This window comes from Rhodobacter sp. SY28-1 (genome assembly GCF_005222785.1).
In the GTDB taxonomy this organism is placed as follows: domain Bacteria; phylum Pseudomonadota; class Alphaproteobacteria; order Rhodobacterales; family Rhodobacteraceae; genus Tabrizicola.
On the sequence record NZ_STGH01000001.1, the window covers coordinates 224007 to 235945 of the forward strand.

12 protein-coding genes are annotated in these 11939 nt (G+C 64.1%); 7 read left to right on the forward strand and 5 right to left on the reverse strand.

The window, feature by feature from the left end:
* Positions 1-3: 3 nt before the first annotated feature.
* The 4 genes from E8M84_RS01090 to E8M84_RS01105 are packed head-to-tail and all read left to right on the forward strand — an operon-like array spanning position 4 to position 4510.
* Complete coding sequence (locus E8M84_RS01090; RefSeq protein WP_137109331.1) at positions 4-1029, forward strand: ABC transporter permease; 1026 nt, start codon at positions 4-6, stop codon at positions 1027-1029.
* The gene (locus E8M84_RS01095) at positions 1026-2531 is read left to right on the forward strand and encodes a sugar ABC transporter ATP-binding protein (protein ID WP_137109332.1); all 1506 of its coding nucleotides are present in this window, start codon (positions 1026-1028) and stop codon (positions 2529-2531) included. The genes E8M84_RS01090 and E8M84_RS01095 overlap by 4 nt, the downstream gene beginning before the upstream one ends.
* Positions 2528-3463 carry an ABC transporter permease gene (locus tag E8M84_RS01100; RefSeq protein ID WP_137109333.1) on the forward strand — a complete coding sequence of 312 codons (936 nt, stop codon included), beginning with the start codon at positions 2528-2530 and terminating at the stop codon, positions 3461-3463. Before E8M84_RS01095 ends, E8M84_RS01100 begins: the two co-directional genes overlap by 4 nt.
* 33 nt (positions 3464-3496) lie before the next feature.
* Positions 3497-4510: a zinc-binding alcohol dehydrogenase family protein gene (locus E8M84_RS01105; RefSeq protein ID WP_137109334.1), complete on the forward strand. Its 1014-nt coding sequence runs from the start codon at positions 3497-3499 to the stop codon at positions 4508-4510.
* Here the strand turns inward: E8M84_RS01105 and E8M84_RS01110 are convergent.
* On the reverse strand, positions 4507-5598 hold the full coding sequence (locus tag E8M84_RS01110) for a mannitol dehydrogenase family protein (protein ID WP_137109335.1): 1092 nt from the start codon (positions 5596-5598) through the stop codon (positions 4507-4509). The two genes, E8M84_RS01105 and E8M84_RS01110, sit on opposite strands and share 4 nt — an antisense overlap.
* Before the next feature lie 152 nt (positions 5599-5750).
* Here E8M84_RS01110 and E8M84_RS01115 point away from each other — a divergent pair, with 152 nt between their 5' ends.
* Both E8M84_RS01115 and E8M84_RS01120 read left to right on the forward strand, forming a co-directional pair.
* The gene (locus E8M84_RS01115; RefSeq protein WP_137109336.1) at positions 5751-6644 is read left to right on the forward strand and encodes a sugar kinase; all 894 of its coding nucleotides are present in this window, start codon (positions 5751-5753) and stop codon (positions 6642-6644) included.
* 109 nt (positions 6645-6753) lie between these two features.
* Positions 6754-7167 carry a DUF1761 domain-containing protein gene (locus E8M84_RS01120; RefSeq protein ID WP_137109337.1) on the forward strand — a complete coding sequence of 138 codons (414 nt, stop codon included), beginning with the start codon at positions 6754-6756 and terminating at the stop codon, positions 7165-7167.
* Between the two features lie 6 nt (positions 7168-7173).
* Here E8M84_RS01120 and E8M84_RS01125 read toward each other — a convergent pair whose 3' ends face one another.
* From E8M84_RS01125 to E8M84_RS01140, 4 genes are all read right to left on the reverse strand, one after another.
* Entirely contained in the window at positions 7174-7545 is a 372-nt protein-coding gene (locus E8M84_RS01125) for a hypothetical protein (RefSeq protein ID WP_137109338.1), read from the reverse strand.
* 314 nt (positions 7546-7859) lie between these two features.
* Complete coding sequence (locus E8M84_RS01130) at positions 7860-8201, reverse strand: DUF2853 family protein (protein ID WP_137109339.1); 342 nt, start codon at positions 8199-8201, stop codon at positions 7860-7862.
* A 128-nt stretch (positions 8202-8329) separates the two neighbouring features.
* A complete protein-coding gene (locus tag E8M84_RS01135) occupies positions 8330-8701 on the reverse strand; it encodes a GtrA family protein (RefSeq protein WP_137109340.1) in 372 nt (123 codons plus the stop codon).
* Positions 8698-10464 (reverse strand): hypothetical protein, encoded by a 1767-nt coding sequence (locus E8M84_RS01140; protein ID WP_137109341.1) that lies wholly within the window; start codon positions 10462-10464, stop codon positions 8698-8700. The genes E8M84_RS01135 and E8M84_RS01140 overlap by 4 nt, the downstream gene beginning before the upstream one ends.
* 250 nt (positions 10465-10714) lie before the next feature.
* Here E8M84_RS01140 and E8M84_RS01145 point away from each other — a divergent pair, with 250 nt between their 5' ends.
* The gene (locus E8M84_RS01145) at positions 10715-11908 is read left to right on the forward strand and encodes a glycosyltransferase family 2 protein (RefSeq protein WP_137109342.1); all 1194 of its coding nucleotides are present in this window, start codon (positions 10715-10717) and stop codon (positions 11906-11908) included.
* Positions 11909-11939: the final 31 nt, after the last annotated feature.

Consider the following 11939-nt stretch of genomic DNA (forward strand, 5'->3'; position numbering starts at 1 on the left):
TGCATGCCTAGCCTTTCGTCCCGACTGACCTTGCCGGTCTTCTTCCTGGCCGTCCTGGCAATCTTCTGCCTGATCGCCCCCAATTTCGCCTCGGCCGGCAATTTCGAGAACCTGATGGCGGGCTATGCGTTCATCGGCATCCTTGCCATCGGGCAAAGCTTTCCCATCCTCCTGCGCGGCATTGATCTGTCGGTTGGCGCGATCCTTGCGCTGGTCGGAATGTGCATCTTCGACCTGTCGCTGATGTTCGGCGTGCCCGGCTGGGCGATCCTGCCCCTGGCCCTTTTGGTCGGCACCTTGGCCGGGGTCGTCAATGGCCTGATGGTGACCGTCCTGCGCCTGTCGCCCTTCATCGCCACGCTGGCCTCGCTGGCCGCCTACCGTGGGCTGGTCTACGCGATCTCGGGTCGGCAACTGGTGCCAGAGCTATCCACTAAGCCGATCACCGACCGCTGGATCACGGGGTTCGAGACCTATTTCGACCTGACGCGGGTGTTGGGGCTAAAAGGGGTCGTCAAACTGCCCTGGGTTCCCCTGTCCTTCCTGATCCTGCTGGGAACCCTTCTGGTCTTTCACGTCCTTCTGGCCCACACCCGCTTTGGCCGTGACCTCTACGCGATTGGCGGCAATCCCGAAGCCGCCCGTCTGGCCGGGATCAAGGTCGGCCGGTTGACCGTGGCTGCCTACGCGATCTCGGGCCTGTGCGCGGCGATCGCGGCCATCCTTCTGGTGGCCCGCCTTACGACATCGACGGAAGGCCTTGGCGAAGGCATCGAACTGACCGCCATCGCCGCTGCCGTGATCGGCGGGTTCAGCCTGACTGGCGGGACGGGACGCCTGCTGGGGTCGGTCATCGGCACCTTTCTTCTGGGCATCGTCCTGATCGGTCTGACGCAGATGGGGATTTCGCCCTTCGTCCAGCAGATCCTGACCGGGCTTATCCTGCTGGTCGCCGTCGGCAATGACCGGCTGCAGACCTTGCGGGCCGACCGCCAGCGGGCGCGGGCGTTGGGTGAGGTGCCGGCATGACCGCGCCGCTTCTGGAAGCGACCGGCCTTGGCAAAAGCTACGGCACGCTGGTCGCCCTCAAACCTTCCGACCTTCGTCTGAACCGGGGAGAGGTCCGCGCGCTGATCGGGTCGAACGGGGCGGGGAAGTCCACCCTGATCAAATGCCTCACCGGAGCGGTCACCCCAAGCGGCGGGTCCGTCCTTCTGGAGGGGAAACCGCTTCCCCTGGGCCAACCCGGCGCAATCATCCGCAGTGGCGTGTCCTGCATCTACCAGCACTCCAACCTCGCGCCGATGATGTCGGTGATGGACAACATCTCCATGGGTCGCCAGCCGACGCGGTTCGGCTTCGTTGACCGGAAGACCCAGCGAACCCAGGTCCAGGACCTGCTGGCCCGATACGGCATTGACCTCGACCCCGATGCCCTGGTCGGCACCCTGCCCACCGTCAAGCAGAAGGAAGTCGAGATCGCAAAGGCGCTGGCGCAGGACGCCAAGGTCCTGCTGATGGACGAGCCGACCGGCTGGCTGGCGGTGTCTGACGTGCGGCGACTGCATGAGACGGTTCGCCTGCTGGCGGCAAAAGGCGTCGGCATCATCTACATCAGCCACATGCTGGACGAGATTTTCGCCGTCTGCGACAGCCTGACAATCCTCCGGGACGGCGAGGTGGTCACCGAAAGAGCCGTCGACCGGATCAGCCGGACCGAGGTGGTTGCCGCCATGGTCGGCGAACGACTGGCGCGCGAAAGCCTTGCGGCGGCTGATTCGGGCCGCAAGGCGACCGGATCGGGCGAGGTGCGCCTTTCGGTGCGGGGGCTGGGGCGCAGGGGCGTTTTCCGGGACATCAGCTTTGACCTGCACGCGGGCGAGATCCTGTGCATCACCGGCCTGATCGGCTCCAAGCGGACCGAGATGATCCACGCGCTCTTCGGTTCGGCCCCGCATGACGCGGGTGAGGTCCTGCTGAATGGCAAACGGCTGGTGCCGAGGTCTCCGGCCTGGGGAATGGCCAATGGCATCGGGCTGGTCCCGGAAGACCGGCAGCACGAGGGCCTCATGCTGGGCATGCCGATCCGCGACAATCTGGTGATGACCACCCTGCGCCGGTTCCACCGCTTCGGGGTTCTGCGGCCGCGTGGCATCGACCGGTCGGTCTCAAGTCTGATCGCCGCGCTGAACGTCCAGCCGCCACGACCGGCGCAGCTTGTCGGGCGTCTGTCGGGTGGCAACCAGCAGAAGGTCCTGATCGGCAAATGGCTGGCGCGTGATCCGTCGGTCCTGATCCTGGATGAGCCGACCGTGGGTGTGGACGTCGGCGCCAAGGCCGAGATCTACGCCCTGTTGCGCGCGGCCCGGGATCGCGGGATGGCGGTCCTCGTGGTGTCCTCCGACCTGGAAGAGGTCACCACCCTGGCCGACCGTATCGGAGTTATGAACCGTGGCCGCCTCTTGTCACTCCGCCCCGCCGCGGGGATCACCCGCCCCGAACTTGTCGCCGAGATCGGAGCGGACGCATGACCGGTCTGATGACCCGCGCCGCGCCGCATGCCTTGACGCTGTGCGTGATCGCCTTCGTGATGATCCTGGCGGTGCTTGAGCCAGCATTTCTCAGCGGCTCGAACCTGATCGGCATCCTGCGTGCCGTTTCGCTGGTCGGGATCATGGCGTTGGGCATGACCTTCGTCATCATGACCGGCGGCATCGATCTGTCCGTCGGGCCGGTCAGCGCGATTGCAGGCCTCGTGGCCTATTTTGCATTGGTGGCCGGGCACGGGCTTGTCGCGGCGCTACTGGCCGGGGCGGGGCTGGGGCTTCTGATCGGAATCGCAAACGGTCTTCTGGTGGCTAGCCTTGGCCTTCCGGCGATCATCGTGACGCTGGGGACGCTGTCCATCGTGCGGGGCAGCGCGCTTCTTCTGGGCGGACCGGACCTGCACGGCATCCGGGATCAGGCGGCCTACAGTTTCATCGGCTCCGGCGCGATCTACGGCATCCCCGTCCCAGTCGTGATCTTCCTTGTGCTGGCGGCGATGGCCTGGCTTCTGCAATCACGCACGCCCTTCGGGACCCTTGTCGCGGCCGTCGGTGACAACGAACGTGCCGCCTGGCTTTCCGGCCTGAACGTCACCGCCATCAAGGCCGCAACCTACGGTCTGTGCGGACTGCTTGCAGCCATCGCGGGCATGATCCAGTCTTCACAGGTGCATACGGCTTCGGCCACCTATGGCAAGTTCGGCACCGAGCTGGATGTGATCGCCGCCGTCGTTCTGGGCGGCACCCAGCTTTCCGGAGGTGCAGGGTCCGTGGCGCGCACCCTGCTTGGCGTTCTCTTTCTGGGACTTCTGAACAACGGGATGAACATCCTCAACCTGTCGATCGATATTCAGTTGATCGCCAAGGGCGCGATCATTGCGCTGGCCTTGTCACTTGCGGCAAGACGGACGGGTTGACGGTGACAGGCACGGGCCGGAAAGGGCCAAGACATGAAGGCACTGCTGATCGACGGGCTGGAATCCTGTCACATCGACACCGTGCCGGAGCCGAAGCCCGGCCCCGGTGAGGTTCTTGTCGACATCCGCCACGTCGGCCTGTGCGGATCGGATCTCGCTACCTTCATCGGGCTGAACCCGCTGGTCTCATTGCCCCGGATTCCGGGGCATGAGCTGGGCGTGGTGATCCGTCAGACCGGGCCGGATGTGCCCGCCGACTTCGCCCCGGGGCGCCGCGCGGTCGTCATGCCCTACACCGCCTGCGGCACCTGCAGTTCCTGCCGAGCAGGCCGGGTCAACGCCTGCCGGTACAACCGGACCCTCGGTGTCCAGCAGGATGGCGGGCTGTGCGAGCGTTTCGTTCTGCCCTACGGGAAGCTGATCCTGAACGACAGCCTTGCCCCGAGGCACCTGTCACTGGTGGAACCCCTGTCGGTCGGCTTCCACGCCGTGGACCGGGGCCGCATCACCGCGAAGGACACGGTCGTCGTCCTTGGCTGCGGAATGATCGGCATGGGCGCGGTGATCGGCGCCGTGGCGCGCGGGGCCAGGGTCGTCGCGGTAGACTTCGGCGACAAGACCACTATCGCCCTGCGCTACGGCGCCGTCGCCGCCCTCGACCCGGCCACGACCGACATCACTGCCCGCGTTGCGGAGTTGACAGGCGGAGACGGTGCCGATGTGGTGATCGAAGCCGTGGGTCTTCCAGCCACATTCACGCAAGCCATCGACCTTGCCTGCTACGGCGGCCGGGTGGTCTACATCGGCTATTCCAAGGCCCCGGTCAGCTATGAAACCCGCTTCTTCAACCTGAAAGAGCTGGACATCCTGGGATCGCGCAACGCTTTGCGGTCGGACTTCGACGCAGTCATCCGCTGGCTTGAGGGGCGCGAAATCCCACCCGATGACTTGATCACCCGGATATTCCCCTTTGCCGATGCCGCGGCAGCATTGCCCACCTGGGTGCGGGACCGCGCGACAACGCTCAAGTTCCTGATCGAGCTTTAGGCGCGGTGGGAACCTGCCGTACCTGCGACAGCCTGCAGTCGGGGTCCCTTGACCCCCGACCAGTCCAGAAACGCGCGAACGCGACGCTGGATCTTTTCGGCGTGGTTCTGCGCAATGTCGGACAGCCGGTGATCCAGGAACGGATTGCAGAACCGGTCCAGCGTGGTCTGCACATAGGCTGGCGCCTCTTCGATCCCGCGCACGGCGAAACCGGGAAGGACCTCTTCGGCGTAAAGCGCCTCCAGCCGCGACCGAACCTCAGGATTTGCCATTACCTCACGCACGAACACCTCGGTTCCGCCCCGGGCTTGCCAGTCGGAGACCATCCAGGTGTGACCCAGGTTCAGGATGAACAGCTTCAGCTTCTCGGTCCGCTCCAGATCGGAGACGACCTTAACGGCCGGATGACGGCATGGCAGCACCAGGTTTGGCCAGTCCTCGATGGCCCACAACGCATAGGGTTCGGCCACCGCCCCCGCCGGTTCCCGCGGGGCGGAAACGATGCGGTCGACCAGCGAAGAAACAAACCGGACCTCTTCCGCGATCCAGTCGGTCAGGCCGCGGTCAAGGCCCCCGGCTATCTGCAACACCCGCTCGCGCAGCCTGTCGCCATTGCGGGCGATCAGTTCCGTCGGCATCACTTGCAGCGGTCTGCCCCCCGCCGCATGGCGCGCCTTCAGCAACTGCGTCAGCTTTGCGGGATAGGACATCCCCTGCTCAAAGCCGGTCGAGGCATCGGCAGCCTGCGGTACCCATCCGGACTCCGAGGTGTTCGACAGGATGATCACGGCCTCTTCCACCGCCACACGGCAGATTTCCGGCCAGTCGGTCTCAGTGGTCAACGCGCGCCGGATCGAGGTGACGCGGGTTTCATAATCGACCGCCTTGCCATCCTCGAAGCCCTGCACCCGGACCGGGAACCCCTCCGTCGCGCAAAGCGCGGCCAGTCTGCCACGCCGACCGGCATCGCCCGACGACTGCACGACCGTCACCGGCCCGATGGCCTCCGGGCCTTCCGACAGGAACAGATCGGCATGGGCTTGCAGGAAACGGCTGGTGCCGAATTGCAGGACAGGGGTGATTGACATGGAGATCTCCGCTTCAGTATGGTTTTTAATCATTACATACAGCACGTCAAGCCAGAGGAGTGGCTGCCCGTGAATCCTGCGCGTCAGCCCTTCCGGACACCCTGCCAGGCCAGCCCTTGCGTGGCGGGCGACCTGCGTCGGCCGGTGACCCCATGACCCGTATTCTCTGCACCGGTGAAGCCATGGCCGAGATCCGCCGTGACGGACCGGGATACGCCGTCGGCTTCGCCGGGGACACGTTCAACACCGCGGTCTATTGTCGGCGATCAATGCAAGGTGGAAGCGTCGGCTATCTGACTCGGGTCGGGACCGATCCGCTCTCGGCCGGCTTTCTTGCCCTGGCCTCGAGAGAGCAGATCGACGTCTCGCGGATCCATCGGGAGCCGACACACAACATCGGCATCTACACGGTTCAGACCGATGACCGCGGCGAAAGGTCTTTCGCCTATTGGCGCGATACCTCGGCTGCCCGGCAGCTTTTCCGTCACCCGGACGACTTCGCCGCGCTGGACACTGCCGATCTCCTGTACCTGTCGGGGATCACCCTGGCGATCCTGACACCCGATGCCCGGACAGCCCTGCTGGACCGTCTTTCCAGCCTGCGCAAGACCGGCAAGCAGATCGCCTTCGACTCGAATTACCGCCCCAGGCTTTGGCCGGATGCGGAAACCGCGCGACAGGTCATTGCCCGCGCCTGGACCCTCACCGATGTCGCCTTGCCATCGGTCGATGACGAGATGGCGCTGTTCGGCGACCCTGACGACGCCGCCGTCCTACGCCGCCTGAGGGGTTTGGGGCTGCGACAAGGCGCCCTGAAGCGGGGGTCCCAGGGTCCCGTCGCGCTGGACCCGGATGTTCCACTGTCCACCTTCCCTCGCGCCGAGCATGTCGTGGACACTACGGCGGCTGGGGACAGTTTCAACGGCGCCTTCCTGGCGGCCTGGGCGATGGGCAAGGACACCGCAGCCTGCCTGGCCGCCGGCCATGCACTGGCCCGGATCGTGGTTTCGCGGCCCGGAGCGATTGTCGATACCGCGGTGAACTGACCGACCTGGACAAGAACCGCAAGCCAACCGGCCCAAAGGCAGGACGAAATCCTAGGACGAATTGCGATCCTGCGTCATTCTTCCGACAAGAAAACAGGAGGGAACTGTCATGGAAGCTCTCAACGTCATCGCCGCGGCATTGGCCGCCTTCGCCTTCGGGGCGGTCTGGTACATGTCGATGTCCAGGCCCTGGATCGCAGCCGCCGAGATCCCTGTGGATGCCAACGGCCGCCCAACCCCGCGCGACGGGCAGGCGGGAGGCAACAACGCCATGCCCTTCGTCGTGGGACTGATCGCCATGCTGCTGGTCGCCGGAATGATGCGACATATGCTTGCAACATCCGGGGTCACAAGCCTGAGTGGCGGGGCGATTGCAGGTCTCGGGATCGGTGCCTTCTTCATCACGCCCTGGGTTGCGATGAACTACGCCTTCGCGATGCGAAAGCCGTCCCTCACCATCATCGACGGGGTCAATTCGGTGGTCGGATGCACCATCATGGGCGCTGTTCTGAATGCGTTCTAGTTCGGTCTAGCTACAAAGGATGTAGCTTGCCGGCCCTCTGAACTGGATGCTGACCGAGGGGCTTTCGCAAATGGCCGCCCCGGTTTCATCCACCACAACCATCGCTCCGAGAACACCGTTTGTGTTTATCCACACCTGCTTTGACGGCGCCGACCAGACTTGTCCCGCCACTGCAAGGCTTCTTGTGCACGAGATGTATTTTCCGATTGCATAGGGGTCATGGCAGATCGTTGTGCCCTTGGCTTGGACAACGTAGCCCTCCAGCCTGCCTTCCGAGAACCGCCCGGTGCCGTCAGTCACCACGGCGTTGACGTCCGCCAGACCAGCGATTGCCAACCCGAAGCTCATCGTCGTGGCGGCAAGTATCCTCAGTGGCATGGCGTCGACTTCCTTCTGCAATCGCAAGAAGAAGATCTGCAGAACAATGTGCCTGATTTTGGACGGATCAAAGGAAATGAAATGAAGGGCCCCGCACCCCTACGGGACCCTTCATCCAACCCACGCGCACACCCCGAAGCACCGCGTGATCAGTATAGGGTCCCGGGCGTCCTGCCCTGACTTCACCTGCTTGCCCCGAATCCCCCCATCCCCGCAAGGCAGGAGTGCCAAGCCCTTTACTCAAATGCCGCGCACCCAATGAAAACGGCCCGCGCCAACCGGCACAGGCCATTTCGACGGTCCTGAAAAGGGCGTCACTTGTAGGCGGATTCCTTGCCGAAATGCTTGACCAGCAAATAGTAGAACACCGCGCGGAACTTGTTGCGCTCGGACTTGCCGTAGGTGTCGACAGCGGCGTTGATGCCTTCCATCAGCGCAGGCCCATCCTTGAGCCCCAGCTTCTTGATCAGGAAGTTGGCCTTGATCCGCTCCAGCTCTTCCTTGTCCGAGGCCGCAACGGTCTGAGCGTCGTTGTCATAGATCGACGGGCCGCAGCCGATGGTCACTTTCGTAAGCAGCGCCATGTCCGGCGTCACCTTGCACTTGTTCTTCAGGTCATCGGCGTATTTCGCGATGAGTTCGTCCCTCTTGCCCATCCTGCGTCTCCCTTGACTGGATCGGTGATCGTTAACGAGATAACCGTAGTGCCACCCAAGGAATTGGGGAAGGGGAATTTCGTGTGCGAGCCGTCAGGTTCGCGTCGATGCGTTATTGGCTGCCTTACCTATTGCTTTGGAAAGGTGAACCGTCGGTTCAGGCCAAAGCTGGCGACCGCAGCGAGGGCCGATGCGCAAAGGTGGACGAGAAGGTCAGGCCAGAAGTCCCCGGTCGCGAACAGATAGCTGGTCCCGGCGCCGATCCCGATCCCAAGCAATTGCGTACCAGCATAAAGCCCAAGTGCAAATCGATGCTGGCCACTGCCATGGAAGCTGAACTGCCGATGGAGCCAGAACCCAAGCGGAATGCAGACTACCCAAGCAACTCCAGCCGAGACCGCCTTTGGCCAGGGAAGTTGCGACGTCGCCAGTGCTGCGAGAAGCGCGTAGATCGCCGCCAGCGTTCCGCCGACCACAAGAAAGCGCACGAACGTTGTCATGGCGCCGTCGCCAGGAGGGCCCGGTCAACCCGGTACAACCGGACCGCACTCCGATCGCCGGTGTCCTCCGTCAGCCAGATCGGCAGGTCACCGCTCAACAGTATCCGGGCATAGGGCTTCGGCGGCTCGGCGGCGCAAAGCACGACAAAATCGGCCCTGGACGCGGTCAGCGCGCGGCGGAGGTTCGTATCGCTCTCCAGCCCGGCGATGCCGTTCCAGAAGGCCTCCGGGCTGCGGTGATAAGGGGCCGAGGCTACGGAATGAGGGGTGTAGGCCAAAATTGCGGGGCCGAGGTTCAGGTTACTGAACAGGGTTGACCGCGGCAGGTCTGCAAGCTCGGCCATCGCGGTCTCGGACCGGCAGTTGCCAGGACCGACCTGATCCGATGGCGAAGCCGCGCTGGATACCGGCATCGGTTTCACCGCACGGGCAGCATACGTTCCCGCTTCCTCGACGGCGGTCGGCGTGGCCAGAGCCAGGGCAGCGAAGGCAGGCAGCCGCAGGACACTGTTTCTGGGCACTTGCAGGAAGGCATGGACCAGACTCGCAGTCAGAACCGGCAGGGCCGGGACCATAAGTGTCGCCGCCCGGACCTGGTGCAGCGACACCGCAAGGCCCGCCAAAGCGATCAGAAGGGCCAGAGTCAGCGCCGACCGCTGCGCAGACTGAAGCCGGGACCACATGGCGACCGTTGTCGCAAGTGCCAGCACCAGGATTACAACGGCGGGTATCAGCGCGCGCAGCAGGATGTCGGGACGCACGTCAAACATCTCGACGGCCGACAACGCCTCAACCATGCGACTTTCTATCAGAGTGCGGACCTCTGGTGGAACATCCGCGTAGGGACCGGCCATGCATGGGGTCAGGATCGGTGCAGCCAGCCACAATCCCAAAGCAGCCAGCATGCCCATGGTCGCGATCCGGACCAGGGGACCCTGCAGGCAATAGGCCAGCAGGACCGGCACCAGCGTCCCCACGATCCCAGTCGCCGCCAAGGCCAGCACCGGCGGCGCAAGGGCGTCACAACGCATCGTGGCCCAGTCAGAAACCGGGGTCTGACCAGCAAAAAGGCCCAGCGCACCCAACCCGAGCGCGATGCCGAACCCGGTCAGCCATGGTCCAGTCTGCGGTTGATCGTACGCATGGCGCAGCGCCATCCAGGCCGGGATCAGCGCAAGGACGGGCAGCATTTCCAGCCCGATGGCCAGCGAAAGTGCCGTCGCAAGTCCGGCCAGAACGCCCCGCATCACTGCCCGCCCTGGAACTGCCGCGCAGAACATGGCTGCGGTGGCACAAAGCATCTGCAGTCCGTGATGATCAATGCGCGGAGGTGTGAATTCTCCGCGCAGCTTGCTCCACGTCAGGAACACAACCAGCGCTCCCAGCGCCGCTACTGGCCCAAACAGCCGGTTGGTCCCAAATCCGATCAGAAGGATCATGAGACAGGCAAGAAGACTGGGCCAGACGACGACGGTCAAAAGCTCGGCCTGCTGCATCGGCAACAGCCAGGAGGCGGGGACCAGAATCGCCGCGATCCCGGCATCGACATAGCGCGACCAGTGCATCGAGATGCCCTCGGGCGGCAGGACGCGGTATTGCCGGGTATCGAACCAGCCTTGCCCGCCCAGCCAGTCACGCGCTTCGACCAACCGCATCAAGTCGTCGTTGTCCGAAGCGATCAGAAGGCTGCCGACCTCCGGCCAAGTTCTCACCGCGTTCAGGATGACCAGCGCAATGGCCCCGATGCAGATCCAGATGATCAAGTACGGGCGTGAGTCGGTCGGGGACGTCAAGGCGTGCTGTTTCCTGGATGACGAAAAGGCAAAGTCTGGCCGGGTGATACTTATGCTGATGGAAACAGTCATCCTGATGGCGAAATTTCTCCGCTTCCAAGACTATCGGCCGTGAAAACCGCTTTTCCTACCGCATCCTGCCGCATTTCGGGCATAGTTGCGGTATGAAATGACTGGAAAGCCTGCCAATCGCCCCGATTGGGCGCGGACGGAGTCGCGGATGCTGGAACTGACTATCCTGATGCCCTGCCTGAACGAGGCGGAAACCCTGGCCACCTGCATTGACAAGGCCAAGGGGTTTCTTGCCCGCTCCGGCATCAAGGGAGAGGTGCTGATTTCCGACAACGGGTCCACCGATGGCAGCCGGAGTATCGCCGAGGCGCATGGCGCCCGTGTCGTGCTAGCGCCGAGGAAGGGCAACGGGATCGCGTTGTCCACCGGAATCGCGGCGGCGAAGGGCCGTTTCGTGATCATGGGCGACAGCGACGACAGCTATGATTTCTCGCGCCTGGATGGTTTCGTCGAGGCGCTGCGCGGTGGCGCCGACCTGGTGATGGGCAACCGCTTCCGTGGCGGGATTGAGCCCGGCGCGATGCCATTCCTGCACCGCTACCTCGGCAACCCCGTGCTGTCCTTCATCGGGCGGGTGCTCTACGGCGCTCCGGTCGGTGACTTTCAGTGCGGTTTGCGCGGCTTTGTCCGCGACAAGATCCTTGCGCTGAACCTGATTACCGAGCAGCTGGAATTTTGCCCAGAAATGGTGATGCGCGCCGCGATGGCCGGGCTGAAGATTGTCGAGGTGCCGACGACGCTGAAGCCCGATGGCCGGTCACGCAAGCCGCATCTGCGGACCTGGCACGACGGCTGGCGGCACCTGAAACTATTGCTGACCTTCGCGCCGTTCAGCCTGTTCCTCTATCCGGGCGCGATGCTGTTCGCGCTGGGGTCGGTGCTGTTCCTGCCGCTTCTCTTCGGGCCCTTGGACCTTGGCGCGCTGACGCTGGACACTGGCGCGATGATCTTTGCCGCGACCTTCATCATCATCGGCTTCCAGCTGATGTGGTTCCACGTCCTGGCCCGGCTTTTCGCGGTGCGGATGAACCTTCTGCCGACCTCGCCCCGGTTCGAACGCCTGCGAGAGCGGCTTTCGGTCGAAAGCGCTTGCAAGGGCGGGGCGGTGTTTCTGGGGCTGGCGCTGGTGGCAACGATCGCTGCGGTCGGACACTGGGCGGCGAATGGGTTCGGGCCGATCGACCCCGGCCTGATCACCCGGGCGGCGTCGCTGGTGGCCGTCCTTTCGGCGCTGGGGCTGCAAAGCCTGACCGGTGGCTTCCTTTGGGGCCTGATGTCGCAGAAATCTCCCACGCTTGCTGCGGCTGAGGTAAAGGCCGTCGAGGCCGCGCAGCAGGCGTAAGGCGCGGCCCGGCGCGAACCGGGCCGAGACT